We start from the raw sequence: 22,384 nt of genomic DNA, 5'->3' as shown, positions 1-22,384 counted from the left end.
TTTTCGGTATAATAGCTTTCGTGAGGAAGTGAAAAGATGATTCTATCGAAAAAGAGATGGCAGGTAGAGCGCCCAGACGCTACGCTTGTCCAAACATTACAAAATGACCTACAACTTTCTGCGATTGCAGCAAAAATTTTAGCAGCACGAGGTTGCGAAACAACTGCTGACGCAGAGAGCTTATTAAATATGACAGAAGCAAGTATCCATGACCCGTTATTAATGCACGGCATGGCAGAAGCAGTGGCGCGTATAGAGCAAGCGCTTGAAAACGGAGAGAAAATCTTAGTATATGGCGATTATGACGCGGATGGTGTCACTAGCACGACAGTAATGCTGAATGTGTTACTTGATCTCGGTGCCGATGTTTCGTTTAAAATACCGAATCGTTTTATTCACGGCTATGGACCGAATGAGGCGCTATTTCGTGAAGCACATGAAGAGGGTGTTCAGCTAATTATTACAGTTGATAATGGTATTTCAGGCATTGAACCGATTCGTGTCGCAAAGGAACTAGGTATGGATGTTATCGTTACAGATCACCATGAACCAGGCGATGAATTACCACCTGCTGATATTATTTTACATCCTCGTATACCAGGAGGACATTATCCATTTGGCGAGCTTGCAGGTGTGGGTGTAGCGTTTAAGTTAGCACATGCTCTATATGGGGAACTGCCAACGCATTTGATTGAATATGTCGCTGTTGGAACAGTAGCGGATTTAGTACCATTAGTTGATGAAAACCGCTACCTAGTAAAGCGCGGAATAGAAGAAATGCGTCGTTCACTCAGCCCTTGGGTACAAGCAATGTGTGAAGTAGCCAGTGCAGAACAAGGTAAAATCAGTGAAGAAACAATCGGTTTTTATTTTGGGCCACGCTTAAATGCAGTTGGTCGACTTGGAGAAGCGGCACCAGGTGTTCAGCTATTAATGGCCGAGGATAATGCTAAAGCAACAGCATTGGCGAAACAGCTTAATACATGTAATAGTGAGCGCAAAGATATTGTAAAGAGTATTACAGATGAGGCTATTGCTCTCATTGAATCCGATAAAAAAATCGGGGATTCACTCGTTTTAGTGATTGCTGGAGAAGGCTGGAATGCTGGAGTAGTAGGGATTGTCGCGTCTCGTCTTGTAGAGCTTTACTATCGTCCAACCATTGTACTGTCACTAGACTATGAAAAAGGAACAGCTAAAGGCTCAGCTCGTAGTATTGAAGGATTCCATTTATTTAATGAACTAGCGAAGAATCGAGATATATTACCTCATTTTGGTGGGCATCCTATGGCAGCAGGGATGACGTTATCCATTGAGCATGTTGATGAATTAAGATCACGCTTAGATACTCAAGCAAGAGCATGTTTATCAGAAGAGCAATTAACACCTGTACTCAATATTGATATACCACTAAAAATGGATGAAATTTCAGCAGATGCCATTGAAGAAATTTCAACGCTCGGTCCATATGGTACGGATTTTCCGAAGCCTGTTTATGTGCTCGAAGATGTGGAGATATCCTCCATGAGGAAAATTGGAGCAGCAGAAAATCATATAAAAATGGAATTGACCGATGGCTACGAAAAATTGGATAGTGTCGGTTTCAATAAGGGACATTTACACGACGAGTTAACCTATGGAATAAAAGTATCATTTACTGGGGATTTACAAATAAACGAATGGCAAGGACGTAAAAAAGCACAATTTATGATAGAGGATGTCCAAACGACTGAATGGCAATTATTTGATATTCGTGGTATTCGGCAAACTTCACGCTGGTTAAATACGGTCCCAAAAGAGGAGGCAACATTTATCGCCTTCCGTCCAGAGACGGTGACCTATTACCAATCTCTAATTGGTGTTCCAATCCTAGCTGTGGATCCCACGCTTTCAAATGTAGAACAAACCAATTATATCGTGCTACTAGATTTGCCGCAAAATGTTCAAATGTTAGAAGATGTCTTGCGAAAAACAGCGCCTTCCCGAATTTATGCACATTTTTACATGCCTGATTCTCAGTATTTCAGTGGATTGCCTACACGTGAGCAATTCTCCTGGTATTATAAGTTTCTAAAAAATCGCCCTGCTTTTCCACTGAATATGCATTTGGCTGAATTGGCGAAGCATACAGGTTGGCCAATAGATGCATTAAAATTTATGACACAGGTGTTTTTTGAGCTTGATTTTGTTAAAATGGAGAGTGGACTGACGACTGTCAACGTGAATGCACCGAAAAAGGCACTTACAGAGGCACCGTCTTACAAACAGCGTTCAGAACAGATTGAAATGGAGCAAAAGCTTGTGTATGCCCCTTATATAGAATTAAAACAATGGTTTGATGAACGATTACATTAATATACGAAAAAGTTTCGTAGGAGGAACAATAACATGGATTTAAAGCAATATGTAACAACGGTTGAAAACTGGCCGAAAGAGGGCATCAGCTTCAAAGATATTACTACAATTATGGATAACGGTCAGGCATACAAATATGCAACAGATCAAATCGTAAGTTATGCAAAAGAATTAGGGGCTGAAATTATTGTAGGTCCTGAGGCTCGTGGCTTCATTATCGGATGCCCAGTTGCTTATGCACTTGAAATTGGATTTGCACCTGTTCGTAAGCCAGGAAAATTACCACGTGAAGTGATCAGTGCTGACTACGGCCTTGAGTACGGTAAAGATACGTTAACAATGCACAAAGATGCAATTAAACCAGGTCAAAAAGTATTAATCTGTGATGACTTACTTGCGACAGGTGGTACAGTTGAAGCGACTGTACGTTTAATTGAACAATTAGGTGGTCAAGTTGTTGGTTGTGCATTTCTGATCGAGTTAACAGAGCTAAACGGACGTGCAAAACTTGGCGACATTAACATAAAAACACTTATTCAATATTAATAAATGATTGGATACTCTAGCTAAATGAATTGGTTGATAGTAACGGTGACAGGATGCCCCAGGAAATCGCTCGTCCGGAACGGAAATCACCCTCTCCTATTGCAGAAGAGTCATTCAATAATATGAAAAACGTCACATTTTTGTGGCGTTTTTTTATTTATAAGGCCGTTTTCGAAAAGATTGTTGCTATTCTACTAACGGAGCAGGTTAGTTAAAGAAGACATACTTAAACAAATCATATGAGTAGTTTGATAATACTAATTAAACAATTATTTTGAACTCGTTGAATGAGCAACAATACTTTGGTTTTTGGTCAAATATATAACTTTCAAGTAAACTTAATAAATACTAATAGGTGGCTAAACGTTTTTGTTGTGATTCTTTATTTTGAAAATGAACGATTTTTCCCAGTTAGTCGTATTACATATAAATCATTATTGTATGGAGTAGATTTCATGGATGAAAAGGATTTAATTCGAAAGGCGAAAAAAGGAGATACATTGGCTCTTTCGAAACTGCTACAACAGAATTATTCGTTCCTCGTAAAGTATTTAATGAAAGTTACCCTTCATCCACAAATCGCAGAAGATTTAACACAAGAGACGATGATGAAGTGTATTGAAAAAATCCAACTGTATAATGGTGAATCCAAGTTTTCCTCATGGCTCATCACAATCGCAACGAACCTTTTTATCGATCAACAGCGTAGAAAGAAGCGGGAGAAAAACTGGCTAGAGCAGGAACAAGCGCTCCGAAAAATGAAATGGAATGCAGCCAATATGAACGAAGAATGGACTGATGTACTTGATGTACTTGCTCAAATTAATGAAGAAATACGTATGCCAATCGTGCTAAAGCATTATTACGGATATTCATATGAGGAAATTGGAAAAATGATGGGTATTGCAGAAGGAACAGTAAAATCTCGAGTTTCAAATGGTCTAAAAAGTGTACGAAAGGAGTTGGCTGAACTTGAAGAAGTATGATTCTAAAAATAGTAATTCTATGTTGGATGATGAAGATGAATTAACGGTTAAGCAATTAATAGATGGTTTAGAAAAACTGGATCAATGGAATCCAGTATCTACTCCAAACTTACAATGGTTTCAACAGAATGTTGAATTAGAGAAAAAAAGAATACGAAAAAAACAATGGAAAGACCTCCTCACGTTTATGTCTGTTGCAGTATTTGCGCTTTCGGTTGGAATTGCTGTCGTTTATCGTCAGCCAATTCTTTTTCTTTATTTTCAGCTTGTGGGGATTATCTTACTGCCCTTAGCTCTTAACAAAACTAGAAAGAAGGTCAGTAATGAATGATCTCAAACAAACTAAGTAGCACACCGCTTTGGTTATGCGTCGTGATTGCATTCATTCTGATTTGTCAGAGCTCATGGATGTTTTGGGATGCACGGAAGAGGGGATATAATGCTTGGCTATGGGGCATTTTAGGTCTTATTCAATTTCCAACGTATCTTATTATCTATCTTATTTTTGCAAGAAAAGTATTTAAAAGAAAGGTCTCAGGAACAAATTCCTGAGATTTTTTTTATCTTTATTCAGCAGAAGACTCCCACCTCTATAGGTGGTGAGATAATGCGATTTTGGTACCTTTTCAGTGGGTGTCCAAACAACTACTGAATAAAGATAAAAGCCTCCGGCGGATGTCACGGATTTTCAAAGGGATGAATTGTGCTGGCACAATTCAAAATCCGGACGCAATTACGCCAAGGCGTAATTGATTTTTTTTTCGTGAGTGAACGATTAGACGAACGTAATCGTATTAAGGGTAAATAAACAATTTGGGGGAGAAAAATGAATGAACTGTTAAATGGAATCCTATGGGGAGCGGTTGCGCCAATTCTTGTCTTACAATTAGGGGATTATATCCATAATATTGAGGCAGAAGAAAACAATAATTAATATAACAAAAGAAACAAAGATACATAATTCAATAATCTCTTCCCTCACAGAAAAGGAGTAATCATATTGAGTAAAATTAAAAAGAAAAAAGGTAAAAAGATAATGTATGTTTTTGCATGGATCTTAGGAATAATTGTTTGTCTGAATGTAATAGGATTTGCAATCAACAAAATATTCTTTTCAAATGAGCTTGAAGCTATCTCGCCTTACGGGGAAATGGTAGAAGTAAACAATCAGAAAATGCATGTATATTCAATGGGACAGGGAGAGAAAACCATTGTTTTGTTACCGGGTTTTGGGTTGCCTTTGCCAAGTGCAGATTTTGGTCCATTAATGAGAGAACTCTCGAAAGAATATACTGTAGTTACTGTTGAATATTTTGGAATGGGGTTCAGTGACGAGACAGATACACCACGAACAAATGAAAATTATATGGAAGAAATCAGAACAGCATTATCTATGGCTGGTATGAAGCCACCGTATATCTTAATGCCTCATTCTGCGTCCGGGATTTACAGCGAATATTATGCAGCAAAATATCCTGACGAAGTTTCTGCGATTATTATGCTAGACACAACTCCATCAGTAAGTATGGAACCTAATATACAAACTTTCATATTGGAACCTAGAAATGCAAAAATCCTATATGGCTTTAATAGGTTACTTCAAGAAACTGGATTAAGTCGAATCACCAATAGATTGTTACCTTCTGATCAAACAGTTGAAAATGGCTATACTGAAAATGAAATCAGTGATAATAAATTATTTTCTTATCATGTTGTCAACGATACGATCAGTAATCAGGTTTCGAGTTTAAATGACAATGTCAATGAGGTAAACAGTGTAGTCTTCCCTTCAGAAATACCTGTATTGAAACTAATATCCTCAGTTTCTCAAAAACAATTAAAAGATGGAGAAGAGATTCAAAAAAATCACTTAAATCGACTTGGTGCAAACGCTGAGTCCCAAATTATTGATGGCTCTCATGGATTCTTTCAAACTCATGTTACAGATATCAGTGATGCCACAAGTAATTTCCTTAAAAAACTCAACTAAGGACTTGTTACAAATACAGACTAAAGGGAGCTAGAAATATAATCTCAACTCTCTTTTTATCTTTAAATATGAATGTACTTCAACAAACGCACCATGTTAGTGCAACGTCTTTGTATTGTTTAAGTTTGTCACAAGCAAAGCGAAGATTGTTAAAGCTTGATTGAATTCTTTTTACATATAAATGTTCAGAAATATCATTTGGATTTATTTCAGAAAGATCAATATCAATTTTCCCATCACGACTAAACTCAGTAAATGTCTCCATTGCAAATTTATATGCCTTTGTTAATTCAATTGTTAAAACACTTGCTAATAAGATGTTGGAATGAAATTTTATCGAAGGAAGATGAGGAATCTCTGGTGAAATAAATTAAAGATTGTGAAAAGATGTTCTTCAACTAACGAAGCAGGTTAGTCTAATAAGGAAATCTATTTTTATAACGAATTTAATATTAGTTTCGGAGAACCGTACCATAAGTAAGTGAGATTCTATTCATTTAATGGAGCGTTGATTAAATAGAAAAAATAGACCTAATAGTATGAACTAAAAGAAGAGAGTCAGTTCTTTATGGACTAACTCTTTTCTTTTAGTTCATATGCAGTTTGCAAGGAAAAAAATCTCTACTTAATTGAAATGGGTGAATTCAATTGTAAAGTAGAGAAATAGACGTGAGAGATAGAGCCATTTCGTTAAACAAGAAATGAATAATTTGAACGAATATTATTTTTCATAGGAATGATTAGGACAAAGTGGCTATATATATAGATTGTATGAATTTATGATATAGGGGAGGAATTGCAAGTGGTTGGAAATAGAGCTGTGGCCTATATGGGCTCCGGAAAAGTAGAAGTGCATGATATTGGTTTTCCAGATTTGGTTTTACGAGATGGACCAGGGGTAAATCCACTTAATGTAGGACGCAAATGTGATCATGGTGTTATTTTAAAGGTAGTAACAACTAATATTTGTGGAAGCGATCAGCATATGGTGAGGGGGAGAACTACAGCTCCGACAGGATTAGTTCTAGGCCACGAGATTACAGGAGAAGTGATTGAAGTAGGCCGAGATGTTGAATTTATTAAAAAAGGTGATTTAGTTTCTGTTCCATTTAATATAGCTTGCGGTCGGTGCCGTAGCTGTAAGGAGCGGAATACTCATATTTGTGAGAATGTAAATCCAGATCGTCCTGGTTCAGCATATGGTTATGTCGATATGGGAGGATGGGTTGGAGGTCAATCTGAGTATGTAATGGTGCCATATGCCGACTTCCAATTATTAAAATTTCCTGATAAAGACCAAGCAATGGAGAAAATTAGAGATTTAACAATGCTTTCAGATATATTTCCAACTGGATATCATGGTGCCGTAAGTGCAGGTGTGAAACCGGGATCAACTGTGTATATCGCAGGTGCAGGTCCAGTTGGTCTCGCTGCTGCTCATTCAGCTCAGTTACTAGGAGCCGCTGTAGTAATTGTAGGAGATTTAAATGAAGAAAGGTTAGCTCAAGCTAGAAGCTTTGGTTGCGAAACAGTTAATTTACGAAATCATTCAAACCTAGGAGAGCAAATCGACCAAATACTTGGAGCACCTGAAGTAGATTGTGCTGTAGATTGTGTAGGATTTGAAGCATCTGCACATGGAGCTAATGTAGTTGAAGCACCTGCTACTGTTTTAAATTCTATTATGCAAATAACACGTGCTGGAGGACGTTTAGGTATACCGGGTCTTTACGTAACCGGGGACCCTGGTGGAATTGATGAGGATGCAAAAATTGGTACGTTAAAAATTCGTCTTGGCTTAGGATGGGCTAAAGCACATACTTTTGTAACTGGTCAAACACCTGTTATGAAATATCATCGCGATTTAATGGCGGCAATTTTGAGTGGAAGAGCCCAAATTGCGAAAGCTGTTAATGCTACAGTAATATCATTAGACGAAGCTCCAAAGGCATATCAAGATTTTGATAAAGGGGCTGCCAGAAAATTCGTCATCGACCCACACGGTCTAGTAAAGTAAGAGATTTCTACAGGGGTTAAATTGAAATAAGCATAGAGGACAAACCTTTGGCTACTTTTCAATAAGAACTAGATAGCATGCTGATATTCTAAGGAGACTTTGAACTTCATTTCTCAAAGTCTCCTTTTTTTCGTTGCTTATTTACCACAAGTATATTTGTATTCAGGTTGTGTTTGAATGAAGAAACCACTTCGAACTTGTCCTGTCCAATTTTGTAAGGATTCGTACCATTGTACGCTATCAAAAAAGCTTTATATGACACCTTAATTTCATACTTCAGCAAAAAGAATCCATTTTGAGCAATCATTTTCAAAATGGATTCTTTTGATTAAGTCCGTTTCTTTATTCTTCATCATAAGATTGAATTATTTTTTGAATCGTTTTCAATGTTTCATAAAAATCCTCGTACTTCTCTATGCCAATATCATTGATAATTCTTTCTTGGATATCTTCCCAAATTGGAGCTGCCTCGTTTAATTTTTCAATCCCTTTTTTAGTTAGTGTAATGACCTTTGTTCGAGCATCTTGCGGATTTCTTGTTAAATCCACATAGCCATTTTGCTTTAACAAATTTATATTGCGTGTAATTGTTGTTTGATCGAGCAGCAAAATTTCACCTAGTCGACTTATGGAAACTGATTGTTGATGATTGATATTTGCTAACATTGAGTATTGTGTAATTTTTAAGCCAGTGGGCTGTAGTAATTTATCATACAATTGTGTCACGACTCTTGATTTTTTTCGAAGGTTTGCGCATACACATATTTGTGTGTACTCTATATTCTTCATTGCTCAGTACTCCTTTTCGAGTTGGTTCACTATTATAGTAGCCTTATTGATTTATTTTGTTAAGCTGGAAAATGTTTCTTGACAGTAATAAAAGTTGTACCTAAAATTAATTGTATGTATATACATGTATCTAGGGAAGGTGTTCACTCCAAAAATACATGCATATACATATGTAATGGCCGTAAATTCTTCCTCATTAAAAAGTAGATCTAAAAATCTTTCAAGAAATGAAGGTGATAAGATGAAGCGTATTCATTATAGCTGGATTATTTTAATTATAACCTTTTCCTCAATTATTGTTGCAGGAATTACAATGTCTTCTTCAGGAGTTTTTATAGATTCTTTAGAAAAAGAATTTAATTGGGATCGATCTTTAATTGCTTTAGCTTTTGCAGTGAGTTTATTTATATATGGGTTTTCAGGTCCATTTATGGCGGCGTTATTAGAAATAGCTGGTTTAAAGAAAATGATGCAAGGAGCAATGGCTACATTATTAATAGGTATGTCGCTTACCCTTTTCATGACACAATCATGGCAGTTAATCATGATATGGGGCGGTATTATTGGCTTAGGAGCGAGTCTCTTTTTAACGGTGTTAAGTCCTTATGTAGCCAATCATTGGTTCGTGAAAAGTAGAGGGCTAGCAGTAGGGATTTTAACTGCGAGTACTGCAACAGGGCAGTTAATTCTCCTCCCGATATTGGCGATTATAATTGAGCATTATTCTTGGCGATGGGCGATTGTATTAATTCTCATATTAAGCATTATTATGTTCATCACTATTTCTATATTTATTAAAAATAAACCACAGGATATTGGAATTCTTCCTTATGGGATGGAAGAAGACTTAGAAATACAACAAGAGAATCAAAAGAAAAATCCCGTTAGTATTGCTTTTAACGGTTTATTTGAGGCTATAAAGAGGAAAGAATTTTGGTTACTAGCGGGAAGCTTTTTTATTTGTGGACTTTCAACTAATGGGTTGATTGGTACTCATTTCGTTTCTTACTGTATTAGCTTTGGTGTTCCTTTAGTAACCGCTGCATCTTTTCTTTCTTTTATGGGGGTATTTAATCTCGTAGGCACCACATTATCAGGATGGCTGTCCGACCGTTTTGATAATCGATGGTTATTGTTTTGGTATTACCTTTTAAGAGGAGCATCGCTGCTTTTACTCCCATATTCATTAATGCAAGGCTCACTTACTTTACTGACAATCTTTACAATATTTTATGGATTAGATTGGATTGCCACAGTACCTCCAACGATTAGTATTTCTAGACAAATTTTTGGTACAAATAAAAGTGGCGTTATTTATGGGTGGATTTTTGCATCTCATCAAGCAGGAGCCGCAGTTGCTGCTTATGGTGGAGGCCTTATCTACAAGTTTTTCAATTCATATACTTGGGCCTTTTTCCTTGCTGGGATGTTCTGTGCATTGGCAAGTTTATTTGTTATCATCGTGAAAAAACAAACACCTCATCAAGCCAATGTTTGAGAATCAAAAATCAATTTAAAAGTTGAATGTAATTACTCCGTAAAAAATTAACAAATTAATGTATTGTTAAACAGTGATATATCAGAATCGTACTGGGTATAGCACTAATAAAGTAGGTAAAGAATCGACGGAGGGGGGATATGTGATGATTGATGCGCGTGAGCCAATAATCGTAGAGTTTCCTTTGAGAGGAGAATGGCACTCTCCTAACACTCCAGGGACAAAAATTCCGAGTCACGGCACAAACCAATTAGGATCAAGATATGCTTATGACTTTATTCAAGTGGATTGGGAAAGAAAGGGCTGGCCCGCCTATCGCGTTAGTCTGGCGCAATATCTACTTTTTGGTGTTCCCTTAGATGAATATTATTGTTGGGGGCAAGAAGTATATGCTCCTTGCGACGGGATCATTGTCCAAGCAGAGGATGGTTATAAAGAACGAACACGTACAAAATTGCTTTCAGATATGTCTAACGCTTATAAAAATGCTCATTATTTCGACCCGAAGAAAGATGACATACAATCAGTTGCTGGCAACTACATTATTATAGAATGTGCCAACAATGTATATGCTGGATTAGTCCATCTTCAAACTGGGTCAATTCAGGTTTCAGTTGGTCAGCGTGTAAAAAAAGGTGAAGTTATTGGCAGAGTTGGTCATTCAGGTAACTCCTTTGCTCCGCATTTGCATTTTCAACTTATGGATAGTAGTGACATAGCTACTGCAAATGGATTGCCTTTTGCTTTTGAACAATACGAAATGTTTAAAAATGGCAAATGGGAAAAAGTGAATAATGGGATTCCAACAAATAAGGATAGAATAAGATTTCAAATATCTGATGAATAGGAATAAATTAAAACAGCATAGAGGGGTACCGTCAGGAAAATGGGTTTAGCGTTGTAAATCCGCATTTTCCTAACGGTACCCCTAAGATAAAGTTCCCCCTCACGGCAAAGTCAAGAATTATTTCTAGTCCACTATTGAGCTATCCTGCACCGTTAGCACATCAAGCGATTGCTCTAATTAAACAATCACTCTCCGTTTGTCGAATAAAAAAGATTATACATTCTTGAAAATGCTATCAAAGTATTCACGCCAATAATCAACTAGCCAATTATTATATGTATGATACAAAGGCAACAATTTCTCAATATCCTTAGAATGTATTAAACAACCTCTATCATCATACATATGAAATAGTAAGTCCTTATCAATACTTATAAAATACACAGATTGTCCAATAGAAGGTTCTCTTCCTTGTTCATAATTCCCTATACCTCTAAGTATTTCCTAGTAGGGTACAGATTTTAATTGTGAGTATACAAATTTCACTTTGTATTCATTTTTAACTTCTATTGTTTGACCCGTGACCTCATCATAATCCTCATCTATATCGTATAATGTTTCCTCTTCTATATTTTGGTCACATAATAGATCATACAGATATTCCGGAGTGGTATTTCCAAACATAATATCCTCGGTAATTTCCCAATCATTTATATAAATATAAATAGAATCATCGGGCTTGAACACTTCTTCAAATAAAGTAGTAACTCTTGTAACAACTTGATTTAATCTATCTTCAGTACCATTTTCATATGGTTCACCGAGTTCAAACCTTAGATGTAATTCACTAGTTAGGTTAGGGAAGTTGCTATCTATATACTTCAATATTTTTTCCTTCATTGGAGTTACTCCCTTTTATAAATTCTGTAAAATTTCGATCACTAACGCACCTTATTTAAGCTTTCAAACCTGTCTATTTTAACCCAATCCAATAATGTTACAAACCTCTTATTCAACTGAACTGCACCATTAGTTGAATAGCAACTATCTTTAACAACTTATATCTGAAATAGACTTGAATGTCCATTTTAAATTTAAAATGGAAAAATTTTTTGACATAAATCGAACAAAAGTTTATAATGTAAACAAATATAACAAAAGGTGATGCTATGAATGAAAGAGAACAGGCGGTCCTTGCATTAATTCGCCAGAATCCGTTTATGTCTCAGCAAGAGATGGCAGATAAGATGAAGCTATCTCGACCAGTCCTTGCTAATTTAGTGTCGAGCTTAACGAAGCAGGGGAAAATTGTAGGTCGTGCATATATTTTGCCTGAGGAAAATGAAATTATTTGTATCGGTGGAGCCAATCTTGACCGAAAATTTCATGTAAAGGGGAATGTCCAATTCGGTACGTCCAATCCTGCTAGCTCTTCATTTAGTGTAGGTGGTGTAGGACGAAACATTGCTGAAAACTTAGGTAGATTAAATCATCAAGTAACATTGCTGACTACTGCCGGCAAAGATGCTGATTGGCAAGTGATCCAAGAAGCGTCAGAGCCATTTATGAATTTACGTTATGTGGAGCAGCTACCTGACGCTTCGACTGGTTCCTATACTGCGGTTATGGATGAGCAGGGCGAGCTAGCATTAGCGGTAGCAAATATGGAAGTATATGATCTTTTATTGCCAAGTTTGCTAAAAAAACATGAGTCAATGCTGATGAATGCGGGCTGCTTTATTATGGATTTAAACTGTCCAAAGGAAACAGTGGCTTACATTCAGCAGGTGTCGATTGCCCGTGAGATTCCATTTGTCATCGTGCCGGTATCTTCGCCAAAAATGAATCGATTACCAGATACGTTGCAAGGTGTAACATGGTTTATTTGTAACACAGATGAAGCGGAGACGATTGTGGATCATACAATCGAAAACTCAACGCATTATGAAAAGGCCTTACAGCAACTTCTTACATTAGGTGCTGAGCATGTCATTATTACAGCTGGTAGTAAGGGAGTGTATGCAGCTTCCACTACAACGAAGCCAAGTCATTTCGCAGCTAAAGCCATAGAAAAAATTGAAGATGTGACAGGTGCAGGAGACGCCTTTGTCAGTGCAGTAATCCATAGCTGGCTTACTGGCCAATCCTTTGCAACATGTGTTGATGCAGGTTTAACAAATGCCAAAAATACGCTTGCATCGCCATATACCGTAAGACCTGAGCTATCAGTTGATTTGTTAAACAGTGAAATGGAGGAATAACAACATGAAAGAATTCATCGTATTATCAGAAGAAGTAAAAGCAGGACAAGCGAAAGGTTTACCAATCGTAGCATTAGAATCAACAATTATTTCTCACGGAATGCCATATCCACAAAATGTACAAACAGCACGTGAAGTAGAACAAATTATTCGTGATAATGGTGCAGTACCAGCAACTATCGCATTAATCGATGGTAAAATCAAAATTGGTTTATCGGATGAAGAACTTGAAATGTTCGGTAATGCACAAGGTGTAGCAAAAGCATCTCGTCGTGACTTAGGCTATCTTTTAGCATCAAAAAAAATAGGCGCAACAACTGTAGCTGCAACAATGATCTGTGCGGAGCTAGCTGGTATTGAAATTTTTGTAACTGGTGGTATCGGTGGCGTACACCGTGGTGCTGAAACAACAATGGATATTTCAGCAGACTTAGAAGAATTAGCACAAACAAATGTTGCTGTAATTTGTGCGGGTGCTAAGTCCATTTTAGATATTGGTTTAACTTTAGAATATCTTGAAACAAAAGGTGTACCTGTCGTTGGATACGGAACAGATGAATTACCAGCATTCTACACACGTCAAAGTGGTTTTGATGTAAACTTCAAGATTGATACGCCAGAGGAAGTGGCAGAAATGCTACGTGCAAAATGGCAATTAGGCTTAAAAGGTGGAGCGGTCATTGCTAACCCAATCCCAGAGTCTGAAGCACTTGAAAATGCATTCATTACAGGAATCATCGAAAAAGCGCTAGTAGAAGCAGAAGAAAATGGTATTAACGGTAAAAACGTGACACCATTCTTACTTGGAAAAGTGAAAGAATTAACAGAAGGTAAAAGTCTTGATGCCAATATTGCATTAGTAAAAAATAATGCAGTAGTTGGGTCAAAAATTGCTGTAGCATATAATAAATTTAGCTAATTAACTTTAGTACGAGAAAAGAGACCCTTTGCGAAATATAGAATTCGCAAAGGGTCTTTTTATTCATTCTAGGGGATATTTTTCCATTTTTCACATTGTTCACGAGAATAACTAAACTAAATGACACAGTTACTTTACAATAGCCCATTAAATTTTATACAATTAAGTTTATATCTAATCTGAAAAATTTGACGAGCAAGGTGGACATGTTATGGCGAAAGAGCAAATTTTGACTCCCGAGGACGTTTTTGAGTTAGTCAAATCCTACATGAATGATGAAAATGTCGCATTCGTGAAAAAAGCATATGAATTAGCAAGGGATGCCCATATTGAGCAATTCCGAAGCTCAGGTGAACCGTATATTATTCACCCAGTGCAAGTAGCTGGTATTCTAGCTGAATTACAAATGGATCCTGAAACAGTTGCGGCTGGTTTTTTACATGATGTTGTCGAGGATACGGATTTTACGCGCGACGATTTAGTTCGTGAATTCGGCGAAGAAGTTGCGATACTTGTAGACGGTGTAACAAAGCTTGGAAAAATTAAATATTTATCTAAAGAAGCGCAACAAGCAGAAAATCATCGAAAAATGTTTGTAGCGATGGCGCAGGATATTCGTGTCATTTTAATTAAACTGGCAGACCGTCTACATAATATGCGCACGTTAAAGCATTTACCTGCAGAAAAACAACGCCGTATTTCTAAAGAAACACTTGAAATTTTTGCACCACTTGCGCATCGTCTTGGAATTTCGGCTGTTAAATGGGAGCTTGAGGATACAGCACTTCGTTATTTAAACCCCCAGCAATATTATCGCATTGTCAGTCTTATGAAGAAAAAACGTGATGAGCGTGAAGCGTATTTAGACAATGTCATGACTGAGATGAAGTCACAGCTTACAGACGTTGAGATTGAAGCGGATGTTTATGGTCGCCCAAAGCATATTTACAGTATTTATCGTAAGATGGTGTTACAAAAGAAACAATTCAACGAGATTTATGATTTATTAGCCATTCGTGTACTTGTCGATAGTATTAAAGATTGCTATGCCGTACTTGGGATTGTGCATACGTTATGGAAGCCGATGCCTGGACGCTTTAAAGATTATATTGCGATGCCAAAACAAAACCTATATCAATCACTGCATACGACAGTAATTGGTCCTTATGGTGATCCATTAGAAGTACAAATTCGTACGAAGGAAATGCATAAAATTGCAGAATACGGGATTGCAGCGCATTGGGCATATAAGGAAGGTAAAAAAGTTGATAATGAAAAACAAAATGTCGACCAAAAATTAACGTGGTTCCGAGAAATTTTAGAATTCCAAAACGAATCATCAAATGCTGAAGAATTTATGGAATCTTTAAAATTTGATTTATTCTCTGATATGGTCTATGTATTCACACCTGAAGGAGATGTCATTGAATTACCGGCAGGCTCTGTACCTATCGACTTCGCATACCGTGTGCATTCAGAAGTTGGAAATCGTACAATTGGCGCAAAAATCAATGGTAAAATGGTGCCGCTTGATACACCGTTAAAAACGGGAGATATTATTGAAATTTTAACTTCAAAGCAATCATTTGGTCCGAGCCGTGATTGGCTGAAAATAGCCCAATCCTCACAGGCTAAAAATAAAATAAAGCAGTTTTTCAAACGTCATCTTCGTGAGGAAAATATCGTCAAGGGCAAAGAGATGATAGAAAAGGAAATCCGTGCACAAGGTTTTGACGTAAAAGAAACAATGTCAGCGGAAAATTTGAAGCGTGTATGCGAAAAATTTAACTATACAAATGAAGAAGATTTATATGCAGCTGTCGGCATGAATGGAATTACAGCTCAGCAAGTTGCTAATCGTCTAGCGGAAAAACGCCGCAAAGAGCGTGAACAGGAAGAAGCACTTGAAAAAATTGAACAAAAAATGAAAAACCCTATTCCACAAAAACATACGGAATCGGGTGTTATCGTAAAAGATATTGACAATATGCTTATTCGACTTTCACGTTGTTGTACGCCAGTTCCTGGAGATGAAATTGTAGGCTTCATTACAAAAGGTAGAGGTGTTTCAGTACACCGTGCAGACTGCCCAAATATTCAAGTAGATGATGAGCAGGAGCGTTTAATAGAAGTAGAGTGGGAACACGGACTTACTCCAGAGAGAAAAGAATACCCTGTCGATATTGAAGTTTCAGCTTTCGATCGACCAGGCATTTTAAATGAAATCATGCAAATTGTTAGCGAAACGAAAACGAATATTTTAGCAGTGAGTGGTCGTGCAGATCGCGATAAAATGGCAACGATTCATTTAACGATATCGATTTCAAATATTTCGCATTTGCATAAAGTAGTGGAACGTATTAAGCAAACACCTGATATTTATTCAGTACAACGTGTTATTAACTAATTGATTTCTTTACTAAATGAATGGTTGGGCAGTAGCAACTTTGTTATGTACTGAAAATGATACTTCCGGTGCTTACAATGAAGAATTGAGGTTTTTAAAGAATGAAAGTAGTTTTACAACGTAGTAAAGCAGCCTCTGTTACGGTTGACGGAAAAGTAACGGGAGCTATTGATAGTGGCTATGTTCTTCTAGTGGGCATTACACACGAGGACACGCAGGAGAATGTTGAATATTTAGCAAAAAAAGTAGCTAATCTCCGCCTCTGGGAAGATATTGATGGAAAAATGAATCATTCCATTTTAGAGCATGGAGGCGCTATTCTGTCCGTCTCACAATTTACATTGTATGGGGACGCAAAAAAAGGGAATCGTCCAAGTTTTACAAATGCAGCAAGGCCAGAAGTTGCGGAACCGTTATGGGAGGCTTTTAATAATGCCTTACGCGAACACGGTTTACATGTGGAAACAGGAATATTTGGTGCAATGATGGACGTGGCACTTACAAATGATGGCCCAATCACAATACTTCTTGAGTCTAAATAAATGGTACATTTCCTATAATTCCTTCATACATTTAATAGTATGGTTCGTTTTGTAGGAAGGAAGTGTGTGAATGGTGACTCAGGGAGGAAGCATATCAAATCCATATTTATACGAAACGCTAAACATGATGATTGATCAGGCAATAGTAGTGCAAACAGAGGAAAATATTCATCAAGGAATATTAATTTCTGTATTACCTGATGATATCGTTGTAGAGATTAGCCGTGAGCCTTTCTTCATTCGTATGGAGGAAATTGTATGGGCTACATTGGCAACAGGAAAAAAATGAGTGCATAAGCATCTCCCTCTTCATGTAATGTGAGTGGGGAGGCGCTTTTTTTTTAGCGGATTCTAAATCACCAATCTCAATAGCAAAAATCTACGCGGATAAGTTGGAAATGTTCTCTTGAAAAAATGTTGACCATAATCTAGCAGAATAAAGTATTAGGCTGTGTAGAAGATATATTATCTTGAACATTAGGTCTTTCACATGTAACATTCATGGAAAGTTTTTTTTAACCAAACTATAAGCGAGGGGAAAAATATGCAAACAGTAGCTATTATTGGTTCTTTGTTTTTTTGGAATAATATTAAAGTGAATTTTACAAAGTTTCCACAAGTACAATTCATCCATTTTCCTTATACTGCACCTAAGCAAAGCATTGATTTAATAGACGAGGCAGCATCTCAATCAGATATTCTTTTATTTGCTGGATCGATTCCTTATTATTATTGTTTTGAAAAAATACAAGCTAAACAAATTCAAGCAACATATATTCCATTTGATGAATTAACGTTATCACTTTCACTATTGTCAATTAGTCACAATCAAAATATTGAATTGTCTAAAATTTCAATCGATTTACCGAAAGAAGAGTGCTTTTATCAAGTTATGGAGGAGGCGGGTATTCAGCCTGCTTCGAGTTATTTAATAGATTATTGTTGGGTGTACGAACAACACCGAAAAATAGAGGACTTTCAAATAGATGATTATATTCGCTTCCACAAAGAATTATATGAGTCAGGAAAGACAAAGTTGGCACTTACTAGTTTACATGCTGTTTTTGTTGCTTTAAATCAATTAGGAATTCCTTCAAGCTATATGGTTGAAAGTAAGCATACATTTGTTACAACGTTATCAAAAGCAATTGATGCTTATAAATATTCATTATTGTCCGCATCTCAAATAGCTGTAGTATCAATTCGTAGTAGAGAAAATAATATAGTAAACAACCTTTTATTTTCAGAAAGTTTAGAAGGGATTTGTAAAACTATTAATGCAAGGGTTTCACAATCACAAAGGGAACCATATATAATTTATTCCACACGAGGCGTTATTAATAAAAAAAATATTGCCTATTTTAGTTCCTTGATTCAACCATTAGAAAAGCGGTTTGAAACATTTTTTAATATTGGAATAGGGATTGGCTACTCGTTACAAGAGGCTGAGATGCATTCATCGCAAGCTTTATTTTTCACAAATAAATATAATGATCAAACATCAATTTTATGCCTTATAGATGAAGAAAGTCGTTTACACGGTCCAATATTTAAAAATGAGAAAAATATCCCATTATTTAATAATGATAAGCAGATTTTAGAGATAGCTGAAGAAATAAAAATGAGTGCCAAAAATTTAAAACTAATCAAGCAGTTTATCGTATTAAATAATAATCGACCTTTTTCAGCAGTTGAATTAGCTGAGTACATGGAACTTTCTCGTAGATCCGCAGAAAGAATCATTAATCGATTAATAGATAATAATTTTTTAATACTATCAGGTGAGGAGCAACCTTACAATCAGGGGCGACCTAGAAAAGTATATAAGGCAACGACTCAGTTTAACATCTAAATTGATAGAAAATTAGCACTTTACAATGAATTCTAACTGTTGTATATTTAACTTCAATTAACGACATATAGCGACATGTTGAAAAAGGATGAATATTTTAATGTGAGAGGAGGAGCATTTGTAGCCATTTCTTAACGCTTTATTATCATTTAATTAATGGTATAAAGATAAAAAGATGTTTACATTTTTGGGGGGAGCTAGTGTCTGAAGTCTTAGATAAAGTGGGTGTATATATGGGAAATGAACAAGTTGGAAAAAAGAAGAATTGGCTTAAAGTACCTCATACATATACAATAATTTTTGCAATTATTTTTCTTGCAGGTATTGCAAGCTATATTATTCCTGCGGGTGAGTTTGAGCGTATAGAAGATAAAGAAGGGCGAATGCTTGTTGTAGATGAAAGTTATCATCATATTGAAAGTGATCCTGTGTCATTTTTCGAGATGTTTACAGCCATTCCTATGGGTCTTGAAAAAGGGGCTCAAATAATTTTCTATATTTTTTTAGTTAGTGGTGTGTTTGGTATTATTCATTCTACTGGTGCTATTGAAGCAGGTGTTTATAAAGGGGTTAAAGCATTAGAAGGTCGAGAAAAATTACTAATACCATTGTCTATGATTCTATTCTCTATTGGTGGTTTTACGATGGGGATGGCAGAGGAAACAATTATTTTTGTACCGATTGGAGTAGCTATTGCACGTGCAATGGGATTTGATGCTGTTACGGGGACAGCCATGATAACGCTCGGTGCGGCAAGTGGATTTTTCGGAGGTATGTTAAATCCGTTTACAGTTGGAGTTGCACAATCTTTAGCTGAGGTACCTTTATTTTCAGGTATTGGTTTCCGTGCTGTAGTATATATTTTTGTACTAGGTTTTGCAATTTTCTATGTGTCACGCTATGCCTTTAAAGTGAAGAAGGATCCAAAAGCAAGTGTGATTTATGACATTGAACAAAAGGCAAAAACTAATCAACCAATTGCTAGTATACCGGCCTTAACAGGTAAACATAAATTAGTTTTTCTTGTTATGGCCTGCGGTATTGGGTTTAATATTTATGGTGTTTTCAACTGGGGTTGGTTTTTAACACAATTAACTGCTTCCTTTTTAATTATGGGGTTAATTGCTGGTCTAATTGGTGGCTTAAAACCTGGAAACATGTTCGATTCATTTATTGAAGGGGCAAAAGCTGTTACATTTGGTGCATTAATTGTTGGTTTCGCACGAGCTATTACTGTCGTACTTGAACAAGGGAAAATTATTGATACGATCGTTTATGCTGCATCAGAAACAATTGGTCATTTGCCACATGCGATTAGTGCTATCGGAATGTTGTTTATTCAGGCAATTTTGAATTTATTCATTTCATCTGGTAGTGGTCAAGCGGCAGCAACAATGCCAATTATGATTCCAATTACAGATTTACTAGGATTAGAGCGTCAAGTTGCTGTACTAGCATTTCAATACGGTGATTCTTTAACGAACTCCATTATTCCTACATCGTCTGCACTTATGGCGTATTTAGCAGTAGCGGGTATTCCTTATGAGAAATGGATTAAATTTATCTGGAAAATGATTCTTGGATGGGTAGTAATTGCATGTATTGCATTAATTGCTGCAGTAACTCTAGGAATCTCTTAATAGCAATTTAAGTGAAAAAGCTGCGAGGGAAGTACAATTCTACTTTCCTTCGCAGCTTATTTTAGTGAAAATTTATTGATTTTCGTCAAAGTAATTTAAAACGCCTTGGTAGATGCCAAGAGTAGCTTGTTCCCGGAATTTAGCGGTTGTAATAGCACGTTCCTCACTAACATTACTTAAGTAGCCCAACTCAATAAGGACAGCTTTTTGACGATTTTCTCGTAGAACTAAATAATTTCCTTGTTGGGTACCACGATTCTTTAAATCGATTTTATTTGAGAGTCCATTATTTATTGCCTCTGCAAGACCTTGTTGATTACTGTTCATATAATATGAGGTGAAACCATTAACGGAGCTATCGTCTGTTGCATCATAATGGATACTGATAAAGGCATCTGCCTCATATTGGTGTGCAATTGCTACGCGTTTACGTAGCGCAACATATTCATCTGACTCTCTGGACATGACAACATTTGCTCCAGCAGCACTCAACTTTGAAGCAAGAAGAGATGCCGTTTTCAATGTAATTTCCTTTTCATTTGTTCCGCGTTGTCCGGTAGTACCGTGATCATTCCCACCATGTCCAGCATCTACGATAATCGTTAACCCATTTAAAGTGCCTTTCTTGCGTGGTTTCGATTTTTCCTTCTTAGTCGCAGTAACAGCTTTGCTTGACGAAGAAGTCGTAACGACCCAGTTTGCCACAAAAGCAGTTTTGTCATCTATTTGTATTTCATAAAAATCATTTTTAGCGCCTACAATAGGGTAGGTTTCACCAGCATCTACACGTTCAACAACATCAGCAGCTGTTGATGCATCTGTCCGTAAGTTTGTACCATTATAAATGATTGTGACAGTTTCCAGCTCTGAGGAAGCAGAAGAAGATTTGGATGCCTTTTTTTCTATATTTGAAAAAGTACCATAAAAGCTATAAACCCAACCTGCTTTATTATCGTTATATTGAATTTGTACCCAGTTATGCTCTTGAGCAAGCACCTTAAAGGCTTGTCCATTTGAAACAGTTCCTATTTTGCTAGTATTTAAGTCTGGCTGTTGGCGCACATTAAGTGCATCCACTAAAACTGTAAATGTTGTATCTTTGTTGACTTTTTTTGTGGATACTTCAACTTTAGGTTCATCGGCCTCAGCCTTTGCCTTTTTTTCAGGTAAGTCATTGATCGTAACATAGTCAGTGGATACCCAACCAACTAGTCCGTTCCAATCTATTTTCGCCCATTCGCCATTTTTTTCAATAAGATTAGCTTGGTCGCCTATTGATAATTGTCCAAGAACTGCTGAAGATATGTCAGGCTCAGTACGAATATTTAGACGATCTACTTGCGAAATCAACGTTTGATCTGCCGTTTGTTTATCGTTTATCGAAGCTGTTAGCCAGGATGCTACCCAACCTTCGTAATTGCCTGCTTTTACTTGTATCCAATCGCCCTCACGACTAATAGAGGTTAATGGGTCACCCTCATCTAATGTCGTAATGATTGGATAAGACAGTCCAGGTCCCTCACGTAAATGAAGAATCGTTCCAGTTACTTTTAAATCACTGGAGTCGGCTAGTGCTCTTTGAACAGTGTGACTTGGAAACGTAAACGTTAGCACTAGTACGAAGATGATTAGAATATGTAAAAGTTTTGTCCTCATCAGATTCCTCCTATTCTTGTTCTATTTTACCATGCTTTTGTAATAGAATTCGTGGGACAAAGGTAACGGAAATTGTTATTTTAACGATTGTAATGTAAAAAAAACAAAAACAGTTGACATTGCCTTTTGTTGTGACTAA

General features: G+C 36.6%; 18 protein-coding genes and 1 pseudogene. 15 read left to right on the top strand and 4 right to left on the bottom strand.

Annotation, left to right across the window (positions count from 1 at the left end; all coding sequences use genetic code 11):
* Positions 1-36: 36 nt before the first annotated feature.
* The 5 genes from recJ to ACQKMI_RS02150 all read left to right on the top strand — a co-directional run bounded on the left by recJ (position 37) and on the right by ACQKMI_RS02150 (position 5,877).
* Positions 37-2,355, top strand: coding sequence for a single-stranded-DNA-specific exonuclease RecJ (gene recJ / locus ACQKMI_RS02170; RefSeq protein WP_427486990.1), 2,319 nt, complete (start codon positions 37-39; stop codon positions 2,353-2,355).
* 33 nt (positions 2,356-2,388) lie between these two features.
* Positions 2,389-2,901 carry an adenine phosphoribosyltransferase gene (locus ACQKMI_RS02165; RefSeq protein ID WP_427486989.1) on the top strand — a complete coding sequence of 171 codons (513 nt, stop codon included), beginning with the start codon at positions 2,389-2,391 and terminating at the stop codon, positions 2,899-2,901.
* Positions 2,902-3,356: 455 nt separating this feature from the next.
* Positions 3,357-3,887, top strand: coding sequence for an RNA polymerase sigma factor SigY (gene sigY / locus ACQKMI_RS02160; RefSeq protein WP_427487337.1), 531 nt, complete (start codon positions 3,357-3,359; stop codon positions 3,885-3,887).
* The gene (locus ACQKMI_RS02155) at positions 3,874-4,218 is read left to right on the top strand and encodes a YxlC family protein (RefSeq protein WP_427486988.1); all 345 of its coding nucleotides are present in this window, start codon (positions 3,874-3,876) and stop codon (positions 4,216-4,218) included. The genes sigY and ACQKMI_RS02155 overlap by 14 nt, the downstream gene beginning before the upstream one ends.
* Before the next feature lie 669 nt (positions 4,219-4,887).
* Positions 4,888-5,877 (top strand): alpha/beta fold hydrolase, encoded by a 990-nt coding sequence (locus tag ACQKMI_RS02150; protein WP_427486987.1) that lies wholly within the window; start codon positions 4,888-4,890, stop codon positions 5,875-5,877.
* 79 nt (positions 5,878-5,956) lie between these two features.
* On the opposite strand, the gene ACQKMI_RS02145 is transcribed toward ACQKMI_RS02150, so the two are convergent.
* A complete protein-coding gene (locus ACQKMI_RS02145; RefSeq protein WP_427486986.1) occupies positions 5,957-6,142 on the bottom strand; it encodes a hypothetical protein in 186 nt (61 codons plus the stop codon).
* A gap of 537 nt (positions 6,143-6,679) precedes the next feature.
* Here ACQKMI_RS02145 and fdhA point away from each other — a divergent pair.
* Positions 6,680-7,894, top strand: a complete 1,215-nt coding sequence (gene fdhA, locus ACQKMI_RS02140; RefSeq protein ID WP_427486985.1) for a formaldehyde dehydrogenase, glutathione-independent — start codon at positions 6,680-6,682, stop codon at positions 7,892-7,894.
* Positions 7,895-8,236: 342 nt separating this feature from the next.
* Here fdhA and ACQKMI_RS02135 read toward each other — a convergent pair whose 3' ends face one another.
* Positions 8,237-8,683 (bottom strand): MarR family winged helix-turn-helix transcriptional regulator, encoded by a 447-nt coding sequence (locus ACQKMI_RS02135; RefSeq protein ID WP_427486984.1) that lies wholly within the window; start codon positions 8,681-8,683, stop codon positions 8,237-8,239.
* A 241-nt stretch (positions 8,684-8,924) separates the two neighbouring features.
* Between ACQKMI_RS02135 and ACQKMI_RS02130 the strand changes: the two genes are divergently transcribed.
* Positions 8,925-10,181 (top strand): MFS transporter, encoded by a 1,257-nt coding sequence (locus ACQKMI_RS02130; protein ID WP_427486983.1) that lies wholly within the window; start codon positions 8,925-8,927, stop codon positions 10,179-10,181.
* A gap of 145 nt (positions 10,182-10,326) precedes the next feature.
* Complete coding sequence (locus tag ACQKMI_RS02125; protein ID WP_427486982.1) at positions 10,327-11,028, top strand: M23 family metallopeptidase; 702 nt, start codon at positions 10,327-10,329, stop codon at positions 11,026-11,028.
* A gap of 213 nt (positions 11,029-11,241) precedes the next feature.
* Here the strand turns inward: ACQKMI_RS02125 and ACQKMI_RS02120 are convergent.
* Positions 11,242-11,868: pseudogene (locus tag ACQKMI_RS02120) on the bottom strand (DUF3885 domain-containing protein).
* Between the two features lie 269 nt (positions 11,869-12,137).
* Here ACQKMI_RS02120 and ACQKMI_RS02115 point away from each other — a divergent pair.
* The 7 genes from ACQKMI_RS02115 (at position 12,138) to ACQKMI_RS02085 (ending at position 20,589) form a co-directional block, all read left to right on the top strand.
* On the top strand, positions 12,138-13,229 hold the full coding sequence (locus ACQKMI_RS02115; protein WP_427486981.1) for a carbohydrate kinase: 1,092 nt from the start codon (positions 12,138-12,140) through the stop codon (positions 13,227-13,229).
* A gap of 4 nt (positions 13,230-13,233) precedes the next feature.
* Positions 13,234-14,148: a pseudouridine-5'-phosphate glycosidase gene (locus ACQKMI_RS02110; protein ID WP_427486980.1), complete on the top strand. Its 915-nt coding sequence runs from the start codon at positions 13,234-13,236 to the stop codon at positions 14,146-14,148.
* A 211-nt stretch (positions 14,149-14,359) separates the two neighbouring features.
* Complete coding sequence (locus ACQKMI_RS02105; RefSeq protein ID WP_427486979.1) at positions 14,360-16,555, top strand: RelA/SpoT family protein; 2,196 nt, start codon at positions 14,360-14,362, stop codon at positions 16,553-16,555.
* A gap of 101 nt (positions 16,556-16,656) precedes the next feature.
* On the top strand, positions 16,657-17,097 hold the full coding sequence (gene dtd, locus ACQKMI_RS02100) for a D-aminoacyl-tRNA deacylase (RefSeq protein ID WP_079562820.1): 441 nt from the start codon (positions 16,657-16,659) through the stop codon (positions 17,095-17,097).
* Positions 17,098-17,167: 70 nt separating this feature from the next.
* Complete coding sequence (locus ACQKMI_RS02095) at positions 17,168-17,386, top strand: DUF2642 domain-containing protein (RefSeq protein ID WP_427486978.1); 219 nt, start codon at positions 17,168-17,170, stop codon at positions 17,384-17,386.
* A 255-nt stretch (positions 17,387-17,641) separates the two neighbouring features.
* Entirely contained in the window at positions 17,642-18,949 is a 1,308-nt protein-coding gene (locus ACQKMI_RS02090) for a MarR family transcriptional regulator (protein WP_427486977.1), read from the top strand.
* 233 nt (positions 18,950-19,182) lie between these two features.
* Positions 19,183-20,589, top strand: a complete 1,407-nt coding sequence (locus ACQKMI_RS02085; protein WP_427487336.1) for a YfcC family protein — start codon at positions 19,183-19,185, stop codon at positions 20,587-20,589.
* 72 nt (positions 20,590-20,661) lie between these two features.
* Here the strand turns inward: ACQKMI_RS02085 and ACQKMI_RS02080 are convergent, their stop codons facing one another.
* On the bottom strand, positions 20,662-22,245 hold the full coding sequence (locus tag ACQKMI_RS02080; protein WP_427486976.1) for an SH3 domain-containing protein: 1,584 nt from the start codon (positions 22,243-22,245) through the stop codon (positions 20,662-20,664).
* Positions 22,246-22,384 lie beyond the last annotated feature (139 nt).

Origin of the sequence: Lysinibacillus sp. NPDC097214 (assembly GCF_050277945.1) — a bacterium.
In the GTDB taxonomy this organism is placed as follows: Bacteria; Bacillota; Bacilli; order Bacillales_A; family Planococcaceae; genus Lysinibacillus; species Lysinibacillus xylanilyticus_B.
This window is presented reverse-complemented; position numbering and strand designations above follow the sequence as displayed.